Below are 19,258 nucleotides of genomic sequence, written 5' to 3' on the forward strand. Positions count from 1 at the left end.
ATACTAGTTAATCAATATAAAAAGTCAAATGGCAAATATTGGCAGAATTACCCAGGTTATCGGTCCGGTGGTGGACGTTAGCTTTGCGGGTGAAAACTCTAAGCTACCAAATATTCTGGATGCCCTTCAGGTGACGAAAGACAACGGCCAGGTAGTAGTGCTGGAGGTTCAGAATCACCTGGGCGAAGACCGTGTACGTACCATTGCGATGGACTCTACAGAAGGCCTTACCCGTGGCGCTGAAGTGGTTGACCTGGAAGGCCCAATCAAAATGCCGACAGGCGAAGGCATCAAGGGGCGTCTTTTCAACGTGATCGGCGAGGCCATTGACGGTATTCCGCAGCCAGTGAGCACAGGTGGTCTGCCAATTCACAGAGCTGTCCCTCGCTTCGAGGACCTTGCCACTTCTTCTGAGATACTTTACACAGGAATTAAGGTAATCGACCTGATCGAGCCCTACGCAAAAGGCGGTAAGATCGGTTTGTTCGGTGGTGCCGGTGTTGGTAAAACTGTATTGATCCAGGAGCTGATCAACAACATTGCGAAAGCACACGGTGGCCTTTCCGTATTTGCCGGTGTAGGTGAGCGTACCCGTGAGGGGAACGACCTGCTGCGCGAGATGATCGAGGCTGGCATCGTGCGTTACGGCAAGGAGTTCCTGGAGTCGCTGGAGCACGGCGGCTGGGATCTTTCCAAAGTAGATACCGAAGAACTGAAGGAGTCTAAGGCGACCTTCGTGTTCGGACAGATGAACGAGCCCCCTGGGGCGCGTGCCCGTGTGGCGCTTTCCGGTTTGACGATGGCGGAGTACTACCGCGATGGTGAGCCAGGATCAAGCGACGCCGGCCGTGACATCCTGTTCTTCGTAGACAATATCTTCCGCTTCACGCAGGCGGGTTCTGAGGTATCGGCCCTGCTGGGTCGTATGCCATCTGCGGTAGGTTACCAGCCAACGCTGGCCACCGAGATGGGTGCCATGCAGGAGCGCATTACCTCAACCAAGCGCGGTTCCATTACATCGGTACAGGCCGTTTACGTACCTGCCGATGACTTGACTGACCCGGCTCCGGCAACAACGTTTGCCCACCTGGACGCAACCACGGTACTTTCCCGTAAGATCTCCGAGCTTGGTATCTACCCTGCGGTAGACCCGCTGGACTCTACGTCACGTATCCTGACGCCGGACGTTGTGGGCGACGAGCACTACAACACCGCGCAGCGCGTGAAGGAGATCCTGCAGCGCTACAAGGAGCTTCAGGACATCATCGCCATCCTGGGTATGGACGAGCTTTCTGACGAGGATAAACTGGTGGTGCACAGAGCGCGCCGCGTGCAGCGCTTCCTGTCTCAGCCGTTCCACGTGGCCGAGCAGTTCACAGGCCTGAAAGGGGTGCTGGTAGACATCAAGGACACCATCCGTGGCTTTAACGAGATCATGGACGGCAAGCACGACCACCTGCCTGAGTCAGCCTTTAACCTGGTTGGTACCATTGAAGACGCAATGGCCAAAGGCGAGAAGATGCTGGCTGAAGCAAAATAGGTTTTATAGTTAAAAGTTAAGAGTTAGGAGTTAAAAGTTGGTTCTGCCACAATAACTCATAACTCTTAACTCTAAACTCTTAACTAATAAAGATGTATTTAGAGATAATCACACCTGACAAGAAGGTTTATGCCGGCGAGGTAGAGGCCGCTCAGTTTCCGGGAGCCAACGGCTCTTTCGAGGTGCTGGACATGCACGCCCCGCTCATCAGCACCCTTGAAAAAGGAAGCATCCGTATCACTACCAGCAAAGGGCAGGAGTTCTTTACCGTGGACGGTGGTGTGGTAGAAGTACTCAATAACAAGATCATCGTTCTGGCTGAGTCTGTATCAGCATAACAGCCGGTAACAAAGTATAAACAAGGCCTCCTGTTCTTCGTGAGCAGGAGGCCTTGTTGCTTTGGGGAAGTATGAATACCTGGGGAAGTATAAGTATGGATCAGGGCAGCCCCATGTTCGTGGCAGGCAACCTATAACCCAATATACGCACAGCCAGGAGCTGAGCCCCGCAGGAAAGTCAAGACGCAAGTATAAGTATAAACTCAGGTGTTCCCGGAGGGGGTGCTATGCCGTGGCGGTGGTGCTGGCGGCGGCAGCGCCCGAGAGGCCCAGGTTCTTCAGAGTGAGCATCAGGGCATCGCGGTCGTCTGTAATGATGAGGAGCTTGTCGTTGATGAACAGCTCGGTCTTGCCGGTGGGCACAAAGTATTTGCCGTCGCGCTTTACCAGCACGGCAAGCGTTTTTTCAGGCAAGGGTAGATCCATGAGCTTGTTGCCGCTCTTCAGCGCGGGCTCCGTTATGTTCAGCTCCGTCATCACAGACTTGATCTCATCTGAGAACTCCACATCAAAATCCTCGGGTTTCTTCAAGTCGTCGGGTTGCTCGGCCAGGCCCAGCCAGATGGCCATTTTGGAGAGGGAGGTGCCCTGTATAACCAGCGATACCAGGGTGCAGAAGAACACAATGTTGAAGATGAGCCGGGCATGGGGAACGTCGGCGGCCAGCGGAAGTATGGCAAAGATGATAGGGACAGCACCGCGCAAGCCAACCCAGGAAACAAAGACCTTACCCTTGAAGGACATTTTACGGAAGGGCAGTAGGCACAGGAAAACGCTTAATGGCCTGGTGATAAAGATCATCAGGAAGCTGATGATGAGGCCAGGTATAATGACCGGGACAAGCTCGCGCGGGTTAACGAGCAGGCCCAGGGTGAGGAACATGATCAACTGGCTCATCCAGGCCATGCCATCGAAAAAGTTCAGGGCGGAGCGTTTGTGCACAAACCGAGAGTTGCCGATAACCAGGCCTGCGATGTAGACGGCCAGGTAGCCGTTGCCCTTGATAAAGTAGGTGGCGGAGAAAATGAAAATACAGCAGGTAAACACCAGGATAGGGTACAGCGAGCTGTTATCGATCTTCACGCTGTTGATGATCCGGACCGACAGCCTCCCCAGCAGGTAACCTGCCACCGCCCCGATCAGGAGCTGCATCAAAAGCATGCCCGCCGCCGCCAGGTAGTTCGGGGACGCATCCATCATCACGATCTCTATCAGCGTGATTGTGAGAATGTAGGCCATCGGGTCGTTACTGCCGCTTTCCAACTCCAGCATGGGGCGCAGGTTATTCTTCAGGTGCAGCCCTCTGGAGCGGAGAATGGAGAAGACCGAAGCCGAATCCGTTGAGGACATGGTGGCCGCCAGCAGCAGGGCCGTGGTTAAGCCTATCGCGGCCGACTCCATGGTCATGCCGAGGATCCACCAGCAAAGCACTCCGGTGAGCACAGCCGTGAGCAGCACGCCGAAGGTAGCCAGGATGACGCCCTGGGCCAACACCGGCTTAATGTCTTTGAACTTGGTATCCATACCGCCCGAGAACAGGATGATGCACAGGGCCACCGTGCCGATGGTCTGGGCTACCTGGATGTTCTCGAACTCAATGCCCAGGCCATCGGTGCCGCATAGCATCCCTACCGAGAGGAAGAGCAGGAGGGCCGGCACCCCGAATTTATGCCCTGCTTTGCCGGCCAGAATGCTCAGGAAAAAAAGTATGGCCATGCCAAAAAGTGCCAGTTCGACGGTTATACCCATAATTGTTTAAGCTGATTTAGAAGTAATCTATATTTTATACTTCGGTTTGAAATTAGACTTTACCTGAAAACTGAATAACCCAAACAAGCAAATTGCTTTCAGGTTTATAAATTGGCGCAGCCTTTTACAATATAAGAAATCCTCCTTAAATTAAGCCAGAATTTTACTTACACATCATGCCCGATATCCACCCAAAAACCACTCCCATTTACCAAACCTCGGTGTTTGCCTTCGACGACCTGGATGCCCTGGAGCTATACTTTGAGCAGCCGGGGCAGAATTACATGTACACCCGCTACGGCAACCCGAACACCGATGAGCTGGCCCGCGAGGTAAACAAGCTGGAGGGCGGGGCAGGAGGGGTGGTCACCTCGTCGGGTATGTCGGCCATACTGGCGGCGGTGCTGGCCGTTTGCAAAGCCGGCGACCACGTGCTCTGCGCAGAGGAGATTTACGGCGGCTCTGCCGCGCTGCTAAGCCAGGAACTGACGCGCATCGGCATGGAGGTGACGTATGTGCCAACCGCTGATACCTATAATTTGCAGCAATACACCAGGCCCAACACGCGCCTGATGCTGGCAGAAACCATGAGCAACCCCCTGCTGCAGGTGCTGGACATTGCCAAACTGGCTAAGGAAACCAGGAAGCAAAGTATAAAACTGGTGATCGATAACACCTTCGCTACTCCCATACTTACCAAGCCGCTGGCGCTGGGCGCTGACATTGTCATCCACAGCGTTACCAAGTACCTGTCGGGCCACAGCGACGTGACAGCGGGCGTGGTGGTGTGCCGGGAACAGGAGGACCTGCAGCGCGTGCAAACGGTGATGAAGGTATATGGGCTGAACCTGAGCCCTTTTGAAGGCTGGCTGGCGGCGCGCGGCCTGAAGACGCTGCGCCTGCGTATGAAGCAACACAGCAGCAACGGCCTGCAACTAGCGCAATACCTGCAGCAGCACCCCAAGGTGGAGAAAGTATGGTACCCGGGTCTGGCGGAGCATCCGCAGCACGAATTGGCAAAGGAGCAGGGACAAGGGCTGTTCGGTGGCATGCTTAGCTTCAGGGTGAAAGATGACACGGCGGCCGTAAACCGCTTTATGCGTGCCTTGCCAAGCATTCCGTTTGCGCCGTCTTTGGCGGGGGTGAATACTTCTATCTCTCACCCGCTCGGCACCTCGCACCGCTCCCTCTCGGCAGAGCAGCAGCAGAAACTGGGTATAACGGTGGGGGTGATTCGTTTCTCGGTAGGGATCGAGGAGCCGGAGGAACTGATCGCAGAGTTGGAGACGGCGCTGGCGGCGGTGTAGCAGGGCGCTTATACTTTGTTCACTCTCTGGCGCGAGTCTCCGACTTGTGTCTACTGTGGTGTCGGTCCTGTGGCTTTGGTGGCTTGAAGAGCCATACTTTATACTTGTCTGAATCAGAATTTTCAGGATGAAGGGATGAGCAGGGCTTTATACTTTGGCTATACTTCAGATTATCTCTGGCGCAAGCGTCCGCTTGTGCCTTCTTATACTTTGGCTGATTTGCTGTTCCGGACATCCTTGTCTGGAACCAAAGCTGCTGCGGATTTCCTAATCCGCTTAGTGCGCACTACTATACTTCTCTTTATACTTGCTCATACTTGCTGATTTATACTTTCCTGGCCGCTGCTTCCTGCAACTGGAACTAAGCTATACTTTGTAGCTGCCGTTCATCCTATAGACTTACATACCTACCGTTTCATTTCATACTTTGGTGCTCTCAAGCCCGAGAGGGCTCGTTTTCCCGCTCGGCGCTGGGAGCTTTTCCTTTGCTCCTGACGTCGCAATGCCCTCCGGGCACCAGAAAAACTCGCATAGGCGCCTCACAGAAAAACTGGGTTCTAATTCGATAGCTTCTGCCCTAACTGTCATCTCGACCTTTAGGAGAGATCTCTTTAGAATTCCCGATAGATCTCTCGCCCTGCTCGAGATGACAGGAAAGGGAGCAAGTATAACTCCCCTCCTCGGAGGGGTTGGGGTGGGTTTATACTTTGTAGGGACAGGTCGAGACCTGTACGCGCGAGAACAGCAACTATGAAACTTATACTTCAGCCAAAGCTATTACAAATTCCCCTCCTTGGATAAGTCTCGGATCCCGGACTTGTTCCGGGGGAGGGGCAGGGGTGGTTGGATACGGCACTGCGAAAGACCGTGCTCTTATGGGGTGGGGTGACCCTTAGAAAGAGTAACGGCTACACCACCTCCAGCAGGCGCCTCAGGTGCTTCACCACCTTTGCCAGATCTTCCTCCGTCATACTGCTGCTGCTGGGCAGGCAGAGGCCACGGGCAAAAAGCCTGCCGCTGAGGTTGTTGCCCACGTAAGGGTGCTGCGCAAAGAGTGGTTGCAGGTGCATGGGCTTCCAGAGGGCGCGGGTCTCGATGTTCTCCTCCTCCAGGGCCAGGCGTATACTTTCCGGCGTATGCGGCTCCGGTAAAAGCACGGTGGTGAGCCAGCGGTTAGAGAAGCAGGTCTTCGGTTCCGTGACAAACTCCAGTCCCTCTATATGGCCGAGTTGCTGCCTGTAAAACTGGAAGATCTCCTTACGTTGCTTAATGCGCTTCTCCAGCATCTCCATCTGCCCTCGTCCAATACCGGCGCTGATGTTGCTCATCCGGTAATTATAGCCCATCTGCGAGTGCTCGTAGTACGGGGCCGGGTCTTTGGCCTGTGTGGAGAGGAAGCGGGCCTGCTCCACCAACTGCCCATCCTCCGAGATAAGCGCGCCGCCCCCCGACGTGGTAATGATCTTGTTGCCGTTGAAGGAGAAGACACCCACGCGCCCGAACGTGCCCACCTGGTGGCCGCTGTAGCGCGAGCCCAGCGCCTCCGCTGCATCCTCTACCACCGGGATTCCAAACTCATCCGCAATGCTCATGATCTCCTTTAGCTTGGCGGGCATGCCATATAGGTGCACCAGCATGATGGCGGCCGGGCGTTTGCCCAGGCGCAGACGGTCGGCAATGGCTTCGTGCAGGGCCTCCGGGCTCATGTTCCACGTTTCAGGCTCACTCTCCACGAATACGGGCCGGGCGCCTAAGTATAAAATAGGGTTAGCCGAGGCCACAAAGGTAAAAGTAGAGCAAAGCACCTCATCGCCGGGCCTTACGCCTACCACCTGCAGGGCCAGATGCAGGGCAGCGGTGCCAGAGCTAAGGGCCACGGCATGGCGGGCGTTGGTGTGCTGGCAGATGTCGTGCTCAAAGCCCGTCAGGTTTGGCCCGGCAGTGGTCACCCAATTGTCCTCTATTGCTTTTAAAGCATAGTTCTTCTCATGCCCGCCCATGTGCGGCACCGAAAGGAAAATACGTCCTGGCCTGTAAATCATAGTAGTGTAATGTGAGGTAGGGCTTCTGCGGCTGCGACGCCTCGGATTCAGATGCTATCATACGGCGTCGTCGTCAGTTTGGCTGCCCGGTTCAGGTAAAGATGCGGTGCAAATGCTCTTTAATATACCATTTTCCCGCAAAGTATAATAGTTTAGTCCTATACTTTTTTAGGAAGAGCTGGGCCATGGCCGCGTTTTCAGCGTAAATTCATAGCTTGCGATCTCTAAACCCAACTACGCAGACGATGCTCGATTTCCCGAACGCCAAGATAAACCTGGGCTTGTACATCACCGAGAAGCGCCCCGACGGTTTCCACAACCTGCAGTCGTGCTTTTACCCGGTGCGCTGGTGCGATGCGTTGGAGCTACTGCCTGCGGAGGAGTTGCGGTTTGATATGACGGGCCTGCCGGTGCCCGGAAACCCGGAGACGAACCTGTGCCTGAAAGCCTACAAGCTGCTGCAGCAGGATTACAACTTGCCGCCGGTGCACCTGCACCTGCACAAGGTGATACCCATGGGAGCGGGCCTGGGAGGCGGCTCTGCGGACGCGGCTTTTACCCTGCGCCTGCTTAACCAGCAGTTTGCGTTAAATCTAAGCGATGAGGTACTGGAGAACTACGCCCGCCAACTGGGCTCCGACTGCGCTTTCTTCGTGCAGAACAAGCCCGTTATCGCCACGGAACGCGGGGATGTGTTTACGCCGGTCGCCCTGGACCTGAGCGGCTATACATGTGTGGTGGTTTACCCGGGCATCCACATCACCACGGCAGAGGCTTACGGAAGTATAAAACCGCAGCAACCTTCCTGCTCTATGGAGATGCTCCTGAAGCAGGACGTGAAAGTATGGAAAGAGGTGCTGAAGAACGACTTTGAGGAAGCCCTATTCCCGAAGTACCCGGAGCTGCCACAGCTAAAGGAGCAGCTCTATGAGGCTGGCGCCACCTATGCCGCCATGACGGGCTCGGGCTCCGCCGTGTACGGCCTGTTTAAGGAGACGCCCCCTAACTTAGTCTTTCCCGCTCACTACGCTGTCTGGCAGGGGCTGCTGTAGTTTCCTTTTACGGCGCTTTTCCAGCGTGTCCAGCACAGGGTAAATAAACACACTCAGCAGGATAACCCCGGCGCCTATGTAAAAGCCCTGCGATAGCTGGTCGCCCTCGTTAAAGATAAACCAGGCAAGTATAATCCCATACACCGGCTCCAGGTTCACGGTCAGGTTCACAGTATAGGCTGAGATGCGCTGCATCAGGCGAACGGAAGCGGTGTAGGCATACACCGTGCAGGCCAGCGCCAGCACCAGCAGGTATATCCAATCCATTCCGGTAAGGCCGAAGTTCAGGCTGCCCTCTGCAAAGTATAACGTATAAACCGGGAAGAAGAGCACCGTGCCCACAAACGCCCCGGCCATCTCATACATGGTAATGGTGGTGGAGGGTATCGTCTTGACCAGGTTGGCGTTGATGATGGTGAAGATAGAGCCAAGCAGTGCCGCGCCTATGGCCATGCTGATGCCCAGCACACTATCGAAACTGGTTTCGTGCTGGAAGATGATGTAGAGACCCATGATCACGAGCAGGGCCAGGAAAATCTCGTGTGGCTTTACCTTGCCCTTGTTGAAGAGCGGCTCCAGAAAGGCTGTCCAGAGGCTGCTGGTGGAGAGGCCCACCAAACTGATGGACACCGAAGACACCCGCGCCGCCGCAAAGAACAGAATCCAGTGGGCAGCAATGACTACACCTACCAGCATGATCCGGATAACCATGGCGCGCCCTATCCCAAAAGGCGTGCCGTTCCTATACATGATGGCTCCCAGCGCCAGCGCCGTGATGAGGGTGCGCATGGCCACCAGCTCCACGGCAGGTATGGTGATCAGCTTACCAAGTATGGCCGTGAAGCCCCACAGGAAGATAACAAAGTGGAGCTCGATAAAATCTTTGAGACGTGGCATTTAGCGCGGAACGTAACGGTATAATAAAAAGCCGATGCCTGTAAACACGATGGTCGGGATCCAGGCGGCGATCTGCGGCGCAATATCGCCCACCTGCGCCAGGCTTCGGCTCGTGATCACGAAAATGATGAAGATGAAGGCCAGCAAAAAGCCCAGCGCAATCTGGAAGCCCACGCCACCCCGCGCCTTGCGCGCACTCACGATCACCCCGATCACGGTAAGTATGATGATGGCGAAGGGGTAGCTGAAGCGCTCATACTTTTCGATGAGGTACGTCTCGATGTCGTCGGCGCCACGTGCTATCTTCTCGTTGATGTAGTCGTTCAGCTGCGTCAGCGTCAGGGTCTGCTCCAGCTTGTAGGTGCTCTCAAAGTCCTTGGGCCACATATTTAGGGTGGTATCCAGGTTGCTGCCTTTGTAAATGGTTTCGTTCTCGCCATCAAAGGTGCGCAGCGTGTACTGGTTGATGTGCCACTTCTCTTTCTCGGCGTTCCAGGAGATGCTGCTGGCGCTGAGCTTCTGGTGCAGGTCAGTGCCCTTTATGGTTTCCATGGCAAAGTTGTAGCCAATGTGGGCCGCGTTGTTGTAACTCTCCATGTACACGTAAGCATCCGGCCCGATTTTGATGTGGATGTTGCGGCTGTCGTAGGTAAAGGGGCTCTTGATGTACTTCACCTCAAAAGCTACCCGCTCTTTGTTCGCGATGGGGATCACCCAGCCGATCAGCACGAAGATAGTGGCCCCGATGATCGAGGCACCTATCAGGTAAGGCACCAGCAGGCGCCTGAAACTCACGCCGCTGCTCAGGATGGCCACAATCTCGGTATGCGAGGCCAGCTTGGCCGTAACGAAAACCGTGGCGATGAACACCGTGATCGGACTGAGCATGTTGGCGTAAAACGGCACCAGGTTCAGAAAATAATCGAACAGGATCTCGTGCGCACTTGGGTTCGTCTTGATGAAGTCGTCATTCTTCTCGGTGAATTCAATCACCAGAATAACGGCCACTAAAATCAGCACCGTAAACACGTAGGCGCTCAGGAACTTCTTTAGTATGTACTTGTCGAGGAGCTTCAACTTAAGTTAGAAAGTTTAAAGTTAGAAAGTTAGAAAGTGGGAGAATTAGCAAGTATAACTTTTTAACTTTCTAACTCTCTAACTTTCTAACTACAAACGTGTCATCAATTTCTTTACCATCACATCTTTCCAGTCGCGGAAAGTTCCGTTCAGGATGTGCTGGCGGGCCTGCTTTACCAACCACAGGAAAAACGTGAGGTTGTGCACGCTGGCAATCTGGCCTGCCAGGTACTCAGTGCTGTGGATGAGGTGGCGCAGGTAGGCCTTGGTGTAAAACGTGCTTACGTAGCCACCCAGCTCCGCGTCTATCGGGCTGAAGTCATCGGCCCACTTCTTGTTCCGGATGTTGATGATGCCCTGCGTGGTGAACAGCATGCCGTTGCGGGCGTTGCGTGTGGGCAGCACGCAATCGAACATGTCCACGCCCAGGGCAATGTTCTCCAGGATGTTGGCTGGCGTGCCCACACCCATCAGGTAACGCGGCTTGTCTTTTGGCAGTATGTCACACACCACCTCGGTCATTTCATACATCATCTCGGCCGGCTCGCCTACCGATAAACCGCCAATGGCATTTCCCTCACGGCCGAAGCTAGCGATGGTCTCGGCCGACTGCACACGCAGGTCTTTGTAGGTGCTGCCCTGCACGATCGGGAAGAGCGTTTGGTTGTAGCCATACTTGGGCTCGGTGCTGTCGAAGCGGTCTACGCAGCGCTGCAGCCAGCGGTGCGTGCGCTCCATCGAGTGCTTGGCGTACGTATAATCGCAAGGGTAGGGGGTGCACTCGTCGAAGGCCATGATGATGTCGGCGCCGATGGTGCGCTGTGTATCCATCACGTTCTCCGGCGTAAAGTTGAGCGTGGAGCCGTCGATGTGCGACTTGAACTTTACGCCTTCCTCCTTGATCTTGCGCGTACCGGCCAGCGAGAACACCTGGTAGCCGCCGCTGTCAGTCAGCATGGGGCGGTCCCAGCCGTTGAATTTGTGCAGGCCGCCTGCCTTCTCCAGAATTTCCAGGCCCGGGCGCAAGTATAAATGGTAGGTGTTGCCAAGTATGATCTCGGCCTTGATATCTTCCTTTAGCTCGCGCTGGTGCACCGCCTTTACCGTGCCGGCTGTGCCCACCGGCATAAAGATAGGCGTTTCGATGGCGCCATGGTCGGTTTGCACCACCCCGGCGCGGGCTTTGGACTGTGGGTCTGTTGCTACTAAATTAAACTGCATGGTTGTATGGTTGCCGGCGCATCATCTTACAAAAACAACACCAAAAGCCGGATTTGCCGCAAGGGCTTCTATTCCTTTAAGTTCCGTCAAAAATTAATCAACCGGCAAAGATACGAACTGCGCCAGCACAAACCATGCATTAGTGCCTGCGTAAGGCTAAAAATCATACTTGGCAGTGCAATTTATACCTTGATAAAATCAGCAGGCCCTATTTATTGAAAAAACCGGATATTATCGCGCCTTAATAGCCGCACTTGCTTCGTAAATGGTTATACTTTGCCTATTTTTGAAAAGGGAAACCCCAGGCAGCCCGGCTGCACAACTATTTTGCATTCCAAAAAATCAGTAATCTAATTTGGTGACACTTATACTTCTGGGTGTGCTGGCTGTTTGCGTGCTGGTGCAGTTATACTTTGCCTTTTTCAGGTTTATGCCCCTTACCCGGCACCAGGACCCGGAGCCCGATGCGCGGCGGCCGGTATCGGTGGTGGTGGCCGCGCACAACGAGCTGGAGAACCTGATGGTGCTGCTGCCCGCGCTGCTGGACCAGAACTACCCCGAGTTTGAGGTGCTGCTGGTAAACGACCGCTCCGACGACGACACCGAGTTTTATACGTATGAGCTGGAGCGCCTCTACCCGAACTTCCGGGTGGTGACCGTTAAAAAGACGCCGGAGTACCTGAACTCGAAGAAGTATGCGCTGGCGCTGGGCATACGCGCCGCCAGGTATGAGCACCTGCTCTTCACCGACGCCGACTGCCGCCCCTGCAGCCCAAACTGGATAAGAAAAATGCAGGCAGGCTACGATAAGGGGGCAGATGTGGTACTTGGCTATTCTCCGTATGTACAATTAAAAGGATTTTTGAATCAGCTCATCCGCTATGAAACCTTACTGACCGGAATCCAGTATTTGTCTCAAGCAAACGCTGGTCGCGCATATATGGGCGTTGGCCGAAACTTATCTTATACGAAGTCTTGTTTCTTTAAAAACAAGGGGTTTGCATCTCATATCAAGTTAACGGGCGGCGACGATGATCTTTTTGTCCGCGATGCCGCCAACAATAGTAAGGTTAGTATTGTTATCGACAAGGAGGCGCAGACTGCCAGCATTCCCAAAAAGACGTTTCGGGAGTGGGTCGTTCAGAAAAGAAGGCATTTGTCGGTCGGGGGGCGCTATAAAGCAACAGACAGGAGAAGGATAGGGGCTTTTGTAGGATCGAATATACTTTTTTACATACTTTTCTTGGTTCTTCTTGTTCTAAATAGCCATTTAGCTATCTTGGGAGCGCTGGTAGGCGTTCGTTACCTCGCGGTATTTCCCGTTTACTTGGCGGCGTCCCGAAGACTCGACGATAGAATATCCTTGTTGCTGATGCCTGTGCTGGACCTGGTTTACTTTGTAAACTACCTGTTCCTTGGGATATCTGTTGTACTGTATAAACAATTCAGATGGAAGTAAACAAACAATTCTCTGCGAAAGCAAAGCACGATTTTAAGCTAATACAGGCGGCAGTAGAAGAGAAGGATGAGAAGGCTTACGCCGAGCTCATGAGCATCTACAAGAAGCCGGTATACCACGTGGTGCTGAAGATGGTGCGCAACGCCGACGATGCGGAGGACCTGACGATAGAGGCTTTTGCCAAGGCCTTCAAGAACCTGCATAAGTTCAACCCGGAGTATGCCTTCAGTACCTGGCTGTTCCGCATTGCCACCAACAACTGCATCGACTTCATCCGCAAGAACAGGATCAAGACCATGTCGATCGACTCGGCCATTAAGATCGACAACGGCGACGAGATCACGATCGACTTTAAGGACAAGAACCTGAACCCGCAGGAGGAGGCTATCAAGAACCAGAAGATCGAGATCATGCAGTACGTGGTGGCCAAGCTGCCCGAGAAGTACCAGCGCCTGGTTACGCTGCGCTACTTTAACGAGCTGAGCTACGAGGAGATCGCCACCGAGCTGAACGCCCCGCTGGGCACCGTAAAGGCACAGCTGCACCGCGCCCGCGAGCTACTCTACGACATGGTGAAGAACAAGAAGCACCTGATTTAATTGCTGAATTGCTGCTCGTTAAAGTGTTGTTTGCGGCATTGCTGATTTGCAAGCCTGCAACCCAACGATCAGCAACTGACAACAAACATTCTTTAGATTAAGGTTAATACATTGATTGATTACGTTAGAAGCCCCCGTTGCCCGTAAGCAGCAGGGGTTTCATACTTATATGGATATCCCGGACTTATTTTATACTTTTGCAACTGATACGATACACACATGATGAATGCAACTTTAGGAAACAGACTATTGGCAAAGGCAGGCAAACTATACCTGTACCTGCGCTTGCGTGCACCCGGGAAGATTAGGCGTGAGCTGAGCGTAAAGTATGAGGGGCAGTACCGTAACGCCGGACTCATGCTGCTGTTCGACTTCCTGATGGGGCTGGGCGTGGCGGCCTTTGCCTTTGTGGGCACGGCTATTTTATACTTTACCATCGCCTAATAAATTTAACGCCCAACCCTCTGGTTCTATAACAGAGCAGCTCTACCTACGCGAAGTATACTAGAGATAACTCCCAAACTCTCTAACTCTTAAACTCCCTAACGCAACATATGCCCCATTCTACCGCCATCCGTACCCTGCTTTCCGGTTACTTCCCGGAGCTTACCGAAGACCAGTTGCAGAAGTATGAACACATGGGCGAATTGTACCAGGAGTGGAACCAGAAGATAAACGTGATTTCCCGCAAGGACATGGACATGCTGGGGGTGCACCACATTCTGCACTCGCTGGGCATTGCCAGGGTGGTTCAGTTTCCCGGCCATACTTCCGTGATGGACGTAGGCACCGGGGGCGGCCTGCCGGGCCTGCCGCTGGCGGTGATGTTCCCGGAGGTCAGGTTCCACCTGGTGGACTCCATCGGCAAGAAGATACACGTGGTGAACGAGATAGCCCGCGAGCTGCACCTGCACAACGTGACGGCCAGCCACACCCGCGCCGAACAGGTGCGCGACAAGTATGATTTCATTGTGAGCCGCGCCGTTACCCGCCTCGCCAACTTCTGGCCCTGGGTGATGAACAGCTTCAAGAAAACCGGTCTGGAGAGTGAAGGCCTGTACTACCTGAAAGGCGGCGATTTGCAGGAGGAGCTGACCGAGTCCGGCCTTATTACCCGCACCTTCGAGCTGAAGGATTACTTCCAGGAGGAGTTCTTCGAGACAAAGAAGGTGGTGTACGTGCCGCTGAAGAAGTAAACCTCCCCTTGCTTTTCCTGCAGACGGCCGGGCTAAAGCAGCAGTCGCCCATCAGCAATTATCAATTACTTTCCCTCAAGTATAAACCTTAAAGCCCGCTCCTCCGAGTAATAGCGGTTTTTCCGGAAGTCCTCGGCAAAGCCCACGTGGCCGCCCTCCTCGGGCACCTCCAGGTAAAAGTATGGGTTTTGCTCCGCTTCCTGCATCGGGAAGCACTCCACCGACAGGAAAGGGTCGTTTTTGGCGTTTACCAGCAGCGTCGGCACCTGTATGTCCCTCAGGAACTGCCTGGCGCTGACGCGGGCGTAGTACTCCTCCGCATTCTTAAACCCGTGGATGGGAGCGGTGTAGCGGTCGTCGAACTCCGGGAAGCTCCAGAGCAGGCTGTAGTCTGTCAGGTCCAGGTCGTTGGGGTACATCTGCCGCTTTTGCTCCAGTTTCTCACCCAGCGTCTTCAGGAAGCGCTGGGTGTATACTTTGGATATCCGCTGCGCCGATCCCTTCAGGTCTACGGGTGTGGAGAACACGGTGGCGCGCTTTACCTGTTCCGGCACTTGCTCCGGGGCCTCGCCCAGGTACTTGAGCGTGATGTTGCCACCAGCGCTGAACCCCACTAAGTAAACATTTTTATACTTGCCCGATGCCAGGGCGTGCCGCAGCACGAAGTCCAGGTCGTCGGAGGCGCCCAGGTGGTAGGAGCGGAGCAGCTTGTTGGGCTCGCCGCTGCAGCTGCGGTAGTTCCAGGCCAGGGCATCCACGCCCTCGGCGTTAAACGCCTTGACCATGCCCGTGATGTAGGGCCTGTGGGAGTCGCCCTCCAGCCCGTGCGAGAGCACCAGCAGCGCGTCAGATCCCACCCTCGACCAGTCCACATCGATAAAATCATCGTCAGGCGTTGGCAGGCGCTCGCGCTCGTACTGCACGCCCTCCACCTGCCTGAATAAACTCGGGATGATGGTTTGCAGATGCCCGTTAAAAAGGTAAAAGGGCGCCCGGTGCTTCGATAAGAGTAATGGCATAGTGGTAAAGAACTTATACTTGACTACTTGTAAATACGAAAAATCAGGGAAAAATGTCTACACCTAGCGTGTTATATATCAATATTCTGTTCTTCTCCGTATAAACCCCAAAACTATCATTAACAATACAACTATGGAAATTACATCGAAGATTAAAACAATAGGATTTGCGTTTGCCCTGGGTTCGTTTATGTTTGCCTGTAGCCAGGAGACGCAGAACGAAACCAACGCGGAGGTAAACGAGGCACAGGCCGAAATGAGCGAAGAGAACATGGAGGCAAGATCCTCTTATGATGACTTTGAGGCCTGGGTGGACACCAACACCGACCGTGCCGAGACGGTAACCGAGGATGAGTACCGCGAGATGCGCACCGAGTACAAGCGCCGCGAAGCCGAGGTGGAGGCGGAGGCCTCTACCTGGGACGAGGAAACCCGCCAGGCCTGGGAGAAAACCAAAACCGAGTGGAACGAGTTCGAAAACAAGGTGCAGCAGCGTTTAGGTGATATTGACGACATAGACGTGGATGTGGACGTAAACCGTGACAATAACTAAGCGCAACCTGATTAAAGTATAAAAGAAGTATAGAATCCGCTGCGGGAACTTCCCGTAGCGGATTTTTTTATAACCCCAGCCCCATTTTATACTTCAGGGCAGCACTTTCATCAGCCCTGTCAGGATAGCCGGGAGCGCAGAAAGTATAAAGTATAGGAATCCGGCCCGGCTGCCACCGTTCTTTTGGCGGGAGCCGGGAAGCCTTAAAAATGCATCAGCAGCGAGGTAGTTTTGGTGCGGATGATAGGTTAAGCCCGCTGTTTGTGTTATATTTGTAACCGAGTACCGCACTGAAATTTTTTGAGTGGGGTGTTTTGGAAATTAATACCAAAGGGTTTACCTTTGCAGACTCATTCAGAAAAGCATCAGACAGAAATAATATATTAGAATAACATGGCTAACCATAAGTCGGCACTAAAGAGAATCAGAGCGAACAACGCTAAACGTCTTCGTAACAGATACCAGGCGAAAACTACTCGTACTTTCATCAAGAAGCTGAGAAACACAACTGACAAGGCCGAGGCGCAGGAGCTGTACAAGACAGTTTCTTCCATGCTTGACCGTCTGGCTAAGAAAAACATCATCCACAAAAACAAGGCAGCGAACAACAAGTCTAAACTGGCTAAGTTCGTGAACAGCATCGCTGCGTAGTTTCTGACGGAACCATACTTTGCAAAAGCCCTGCACTCCCCGTGCAGGGCTTTTGTGTTTGTGCCTGCCCCAACTGAATAAGCCTTTGCCAGTTGGTAGGTGAAAGTATGATAGGATGACGTTGATCAGAGCTTACCGCCTCAGGCAAGCGTGCAGGAAAGCCGCCCTGCGCAAGTATACACCTGCGGAAATTTCCCGCCCTGTACTTTATACTTTAGAGCCTGCCGCACACGTATAGCCAGCCACAAAAAAAGCGCCCGGGACCGAAGTCACGGGCGCTTTTTATACTTGCCAAGTATAACTGTTAGGCGATGCTCAGCTTGATCATGTTGGTGCGCTTCTGCTCATTTATCGGCATGCTGGCCGTGTTGATGAACACGTCGCCCTTCTGGATGTGCCCCTCTTTAAGCAGCGTTTCCTTGATGTCGGCAATCGTGTTGTCGGTAGAATCGAACTTGTCGTAGTAGAAGCCGCGCACGCCCCACACCAGGTTCAGGGTGTTCAGCAGGCGGTGGTTCTCCGTAAAGACGAAGATGTGCGCCTGCGGACGGTACTTGGCCAACTGGAAAGCCGTGTAGCCGGACTTGGTCATGCCGATAATGGCTTTGGCATTCGTGTCGCGGGCCAGGTTGCAGGCGTTGGCTACCAGGATGTCGCTCAGGAATGTTTCAGAGTTCGGATTTGGCGAGTATACTTTATGAAATCCCTCCTGGTGCTCCTCCACCGTGCGGATGGTGAGCACCATGCTCTCGATGGTCTCGATCGGGTAGGCTCCCACGGCAGTCTCTGCGCTCAGCATCAGGCAGTGGGCGCCGTCAATCACAGCGTTGGCTACGTCGTTTGTCTCGGCACGGGTAGGGCGCGGGTTCACGATCATACTTTCCATCATCTGCGTGGCCACAATCACGGGCTTGGCTGCCATGTTACACTTGTCGATCAGCATTTTCTGGATCATCGGCACTCTTTCCATACCTACTTCCACGCCCAGGTCACCGCGCGCCACCATAATAGCGTCTGTTGCCGCAATGATCTCGTCGATGTTCTCGATGGCCTCCGGCTTCTCAATCTTCGCGATCACGCGGGTATCCTTGCCGCGCTCTCTGATAATACGCTTGATCTCGTGGATGTCCTCCACCTTGCGCACAAACGAAAGGGCCACCCACTCCACGTCATTGTCCAGTCCGAAGTGTAGGTCCTCTACGTCTTTCTCTGTTAGAGATGGGGCTGAAACCCTGGAGTTGGGCAGGTTGATGCCTTTGCGGGGCTTCACGATGCCGCCGTAAATCACCTCCGTCTCTACCTCCAGCTCCTCGTCTGTGGAAATTACCTTTAGTTCAAGTTTGCCGTCATCCAGCAGGATTGCATCACCTTCTTTCACGTCTTTTGCTAGGCCGGTATAAATAGTTGAGAGCCTGTTTGCGGTGCTCACAGAGCCATCGCAAACCAGCTTTACGCGCTGCCCCTCTACGATCTCCACGCTGCCGTTCTCCACTTCTCCCAGTCGGATCTTAGGGCCCTGCAGGTCCTGCACCAGGCAAATGTTAGTATTGTGCTGGCGGTTGATCTCACGCACGTGCTTAATCACCTGCTGGTGCGCCTCATAGGCGCCGTGGGAGAAATTGAGGCGAAACGCGTTCACGCCCGTATGCACGAGCGAGAGCAGGCGCTCATACGAATCACTGGCTGGCCCTACGGTGGCCAGAACTTTAGTCTTATTAAATGTAACTTCCATACTTAGAAAATCAGGTTCTCTTTAAATTTTAAAGTGAGCGGGTCAAACTGTTTCACATACTGCACCAGCGGAGCCTGCAGCAGTTTCCTGACAAGCTCTTGCGGGTGCAGCTGCTGCATGGCCCCGGTTATTTGCAGCACATAATCATACTCTTTAATGTCTGGCAGTAAAAATGGTTTCCTCAGGGCGGAGCTGCCAAGCGCCCTGTTGCGGAAAAGCCGCACCTGGTTATGCGCTGTGATACACTGGTAGTTAGCAATCAGCAGGCGCTCCTTCTCCGGCAGGTCGTAACACAGGTCCTTTTGCTTTTTCAGGCGCAGGTCCAGCAGCCTGTTGAGCGCCCAGGCTAACTTATAGTCTTTTACTGACGTAACCAAGCCGTATAAGTCAAAGCTATAGTCATACTCTATCTGCAGGCGGTGCGTTTTCATGCTTTCTGATCGAAACGCTAAAATAAGAACCTCTGCCTGGAAAAGGGAGCGTAAGGTATAAAACTTTTGTTACGCTGCGAATAGAGTAATTTTTTTTGACATTGTCTGTTAAAAGCTATTTCTTTGCACAGTGTTTTAATTAACTATAAGAAAAATGTCAGAAATCGCAGAAAAAGTAAAAGCTATCATCATCGATAAGCTTGGTGTTGAAGAGTCAGAGGTTACTCCGGAGGCTAGCTTCACTAACGACCTTGGCGCCGACTCACTGGATACCGTTGAGCTTATCATGGAATTCGAGAAAGAGTTCAACGTATCCATCCCGGATGATCAGGCTGAGAACATCGCTACTGTAGGGCAGGCTGTAAGCTACCTGGAAGAGCACGCGAAGTAATATA

At 53.5% G+C, this 19,258-nt stretch carries 19 protein-coding genes; 11 read left to right on the forward strand and 8 right to left on the reverse strand.

All coding sequences use genetic code 11. From position 1 onward, the window contains the following. Window positions 1-28 precede the first annotated feature (28 nt). Both atpD and atpC read left to right on the forward strand, forming a co-directional pair. Complete coding sequence (gene atpD, locus A3841_RS14645; RefSeq protein WP_073853188.1) at window positions 29-1,540, forward strand: F0F1 ATP synthase subunit beta; 1,512 nt, start codon at window positions 29-31, stop codon at window positions 1,538-1,540. Window positions 1,541-1,632: 92 nt separating this feature from the next. Continuing rightward, complete coding sequence (atpC, locus tag A3841_RS14650) at window positions 1,633-1,878, forward strand: ATP synthase F1 subunit epsilon (RefSeq protein ID WP_073853191.1); 246 nt, start codon at window positions 1,633-1,635, stop codon at window positions 1,876-1,878. A gap of 225 nt (window positions 1,879-2,103) precedes the next feature. On the opposite strand, the gene A3841_RS14655 is transcribed toward atpC, so the two are convergent. Then, window positions 2,104-3,627, reverse strand: a complete 1,524-nt coding sequence (locus tag A3841_RS14655) for a potassium/proton antiporter (RefSeq protein WP_073853193.1) — start codon at window positions 3,625-3,627, stop codon at window positions 2,104-2,106. A 176-nt stretch (window positions 3,628-3,803) separates the two neighbouring features. Here A3841_RS14655 and A3841_RS14660 point away from each other — a divergent pair, with 176 nt between their 5' ends. Then, window positions 3,804-4,934, forward strand: a complete 1,131-nt coding sequence (locus A3841_RS14660; RefSeq protein ID WP_073853195.1) for a trans-sulfuration enzyme family protein — start codon at window positions 3,804-3,806, stop codon at window positions 4,932-4,934. 908 nt (window positions 4,935-5,842) lie between these two features. On the opposite strand, the gene A3841_RS14665 is transcribed toward A3841_RS14660, so the two are convergent. Further along, window positions 5,843-6,976 carry an aminotransferase class V-fold PLP-dependent enzyme gene (locus tag A3841_RS14665; protein WP_073853198.1) on the reverse strand — a complete coding sequence of 378 codons (1,134 nt, stop codon included), beginning with the start codon at window positions 6,974-6,976 and terminating at the stop codon, window positions 5,843-5,845. A gap of 245 nt (window positions 6,977-7,221) precedes the next feature. Here A3841_RS14665 and ispE point away from each other — a divergent pair, with 245 nt between their 5' ends. Next, a complete protein-coding gene (gene ispE / locus A3841_RS14670; protein ID WP_073853200.1) occupies window positions 7,222-8,028 on the forward strand; it encodes a 4-(cytidine 5'-diphospho)-2-C-methyl-D-erythritol kinase in 807 nt (268 codons plus the stop codon). Here ispE and A3841_RS14675 read toward each other — a convergent pair. The 3 genes from A3841_RS14675 to tgt all read right to left on the reverse strand — a co-directional run bounded on the left by A3841_RS14675 (window position 7,984) and on the right by tgt (window position 11,223). Continuing rightward, complete coding sequence (locus A3841_RS14675) at window positions 7,984-8,925, reverse strand: DMT family transporter (RefSeq protein WP_073853202.1); 942 nt, start codon at window positions 8,923-8,925, stop codon at window positions 7,984-7,986. The two genes, ispE and A3841_RS14675, sit on opposite strands and share 45 nt — an antisense overlap. Beyond that, a complete protein-coding gene (locus A3841_RS14680; RefSeq protein WP_073853204.1) occupies window positions 8,926-10,002 on the reverse strand; it encodes an LptF/LptG family permease in 1,077 nt (358 codons plus the stop codon). Window positions 10,003-10,092: 90 nt separating this feature from the next. Beyond that, complete coding sequence (gene tgt / locus A3841_RS14685) at window positions 10,093-11,223, reverse strand: tRNA guanosine(34) transglycosylase Tgt (protein WP_073853207.1); 1,131 nt, start codon at window positions 11,221-11,223, stop codon at window positions 10,093-10,095. A 358-nt stretch (window positions 11,224-11,581) separates the two neighbouring features. Between tgt and A3841_RS14690 the strand changes: the two genes are divergently transcribed. From A3841_RS14690 to rsmG, 4 genes are all read left to right on the forward strand, one after another. Then, complete coding sequence (locus A3841_RS14690) at window positions 11,582-12,682, forward strand: glycosyltransferase (protein WP_073853461.1); 1,101 nt, start codon at window positions 11,582-11,584, stop codon at window positions 12,680-12,682. Next, window positions 12,673-13,281, forward strand: a complete 609-nt coding sequence (locus A3841_RS14695) for an RNA polymerase sigma factor (protein WP_073853209.1) — start codon at window positions 12,673-12,675, stop codon at window positions 13,279-13,281. Before A3841_RS14690 ends, A3841_RS14695 begins: the two co-directional genes overlap by 10 nt. Window positions 13,282-13,500: 219 nt before the next feature. After that, on the forward strand, window positions 13,501-13,725 hold the full coding sequence (locus tag A3841_RS14700; protein ID WP_073853211.1) for a hypothetical protein: 225 nt from the start codon (window positions 13,501-13,503) through the stop codon (window positions 13,723-13,725). A gap of 110 nt (window positions 13,726-13,835) precedes the next feature. Beyond that, complete coding sequence (rsmG, locus tag A3841_RS14705; RefSeq protein ID WP_073853214.1) at window positions 13,836-14,477, forward strand: 16S rRNA (guanine(527)-N(7))-methyltransferase RsmG; 642 nt, start codon at window positions 13,836-13,838, stop codon at window positions 14,475-14,477. 65 nt (window positions 14,478-14,542) lie between these two features. On the opposite strand, the gene A3841_RS14710 is transcribed toward rsmG, so the two are convergent. Continuing rightward, complete coding sequence (locus tag A3841_RS14710; protein WP_073853217.1) at window positions 14,543-15,496, reverse strand: YheT family hydrolase; 954 nt, start codon at window positions 15,494-15,496, stop codon at window positions 14,543-14,545. A gap of 133 nt (window positions 15,497-15,629) precedes the next feature. Here A3841_RS14710 and A3841_RS14715 point away from each other — a divergent pair, with 133 nt between their 5' ends. Together A3841_RS14715 and rpsT are read left to right on the forward strand one after the other, a co-directional pair. After that, window positions 15,630-16,049: a hypothetical protein gene (locus tag A3841_RS14715; RefSeq protein ID WP_073853219.1), complete on the forward strand. Its 420-nt coding sequence runs from the start codon at window positions 15,630-15,632 to the stop codon at window positions 16,047-16,049. Between the two features lie 393 nt (window positions 16,050-16,442). Beyond that, window positions 16,443-16,700, forward strand: a complete 258-nt coding sequence (rpsT, locus tag A3841_RS14720; RefSeq protein WP_046310636.1) for a 30S ribosomal protein S20 — start codon at window positions 16,443-16,445, stop codon at window positions 16,698-16,700. Window positions 16,701-17,004: 304 nt separating this feature from the next. Here rpsT and pyk read toward each other — a convergent pair whose 3' ends face one another. After that, window positions 17,005-18,432, reverse strand: coding sequence for a pyruvate kinase (gene pyk / locus A3841_RS14725; protein WP_073853222.1), 1,428 nt, complete (start codon window positions 18,430-18,432; stop codon window positions 17,005-17,007). A gap of 2 nt (window positions 18,433-18,434) precedes the next feature. Continuing rightward, window positions 18,435-18,863 carry an IPExxxVDY family protein gene (locus A3841_RS14730; RefSeq protein WP_073853225.1) on the reverse strand — a complete coding sequence of 143 codons (429 nt, stop codon included), beginning with the start codon at window positions 18,861-18,863 and terminating at the stop codon, window positions 18,435-18,437. Window positions 18,864-19,017: 154 nt separating this feature from the next. Here A3841_RS14730 and A3841_RS14735 point away from each other — a divergent pair, with 154 nt between their 5' ends. Next, window positions 19,018-19,254 (forward strand): acyl carrier protein, encoded by a 237-nt coding sequence (locus tag A3841_RS14735; RefSeq protein WP_018477241.1) that lies wholly within the window; start codon window positions 19,018-19,020, stop codon window positions 19,252-19,254. The last annotated feature ends 4 nt before the right edge of the window (window positions 19,255-19,258 follow it).

Source organism: Pontibacter flavimaris (assembly GCF_001907195.1).
GTDB classification, from domain to species: domain Bacteria; phylum Bacteroidota; class Bacteroidia; order Cytophagales; family Hymenobacteraceae; genus Pontibacter; species Pontibacter flavimaris.

Coding starts and splice junctions, on each gene's coding strand:
- atpD (WP_073853188.1), top strand. CDS start 29: ATGGCAAATATTGGCAGAATTACCCAGGTTATCGGTCCGGTGGTGGAC.
- atpC (WP_073853191.1), top strand. CDS start 1,633: ATGTATTTAGAGATAATCACACCTGACAAGAAGGTTTATGCCGGCGAG.
- A3841_RS14655 (WP_073853193.1), bottom strand. CDS start 3,627: ATGGGTATAACCGTCGAACTGGCACTTTTTGGCATGGCCATACTTTTT.
- A3841_RS14660 (WP_073853195.1), top strand. CDS start 3,804: ATGCCCGATATCCACCCAAAAACCACTCCCATTTACCAAACCTCGGTG.
- A3841_RS14665 (WP_073853198.1), bottom strand. CDS start 6,976: ATGATTTACAGGCCAGGACGTATTTTCCTTTCGGTGCCGCACATGGGC.
- ispE (WP_073853200.1), top strand. CDS start 7,222: ATGCTCGATTTCCCGAACGCCAAGATAAACCTGGGCTTGTACATCACC.
- A3841_RS14675 (WP_073853202.1), bottom strand. CDS start 8,925: ATGCCACGTCTCAAAGATTTTATCGAGCTCCACTTTGTTATCTTCCTG.
- tgt (WP_073853207.1), bottom strand. CDS start 11,223: ATGCAGTTTAATTTAGTAGCAACAGACCCACAGTCCAAAGCCCGCGCC.
- A3841_RS14695 (WP_073853209.1), top strand. CDS start 12,673: ATGGAAGTAAACAAACAATTCTCTGCGAAAGCAAAGCACGATTTTAAG.
- A3841_RS14700 (WP_073853211.1), top strand. CDS start 13,501: ATGATGAATGCAACTTTAGGAAACAGACTATTGGCAAAGGCAGGCAAA.
- rsmG (WP_073853214.1), top strand. CDS start 13,836: ATGCCCCATTCTACCGCCATCCGTACCCTGCTTTCCGGTTACTTCCCG.
- A3841_RS14710 (WP_073853217.1), bottom strand. CDS start 15,496: ATGCCATTACTCTTATCGAAGCACCGGGCGCCCTTTTACCTTTTTAAC.
- A3841_RS14715 (WP_073853219.1), top strand. CDS start 15,630: ATGGAAATTACATCGAAGATTAAAACAATAGGATTTGCGTTTGCCCTG.
- rpsT (WP_046310636.1), top strand. CDS start 16,443: ATGGCTAACCATAAGTCGGCACTAAAGAGAATCAGAGCGAACAACGCT.
- pyk (WP_073853222.1), bottom strand. CDS start 18,432: ATGGAAGTTACATTTAATAAGACTAAAGTTCTGGCCACCGTAGGGCCA.
- A3841_RS14730 (WP_073853225.1), bottom strand. CDS start 18,863: ATGAAAACGCACCGCCTGCAGATAGAGTATGACTATAGCTTTGACTTA.
- A3841_RS14735 (WP_018477241.1), top strand. CDS start 19,018: ATGTCAGAAATCGCAGAAAAAGTAAAAGCTATCATCATCGATAAGCTT.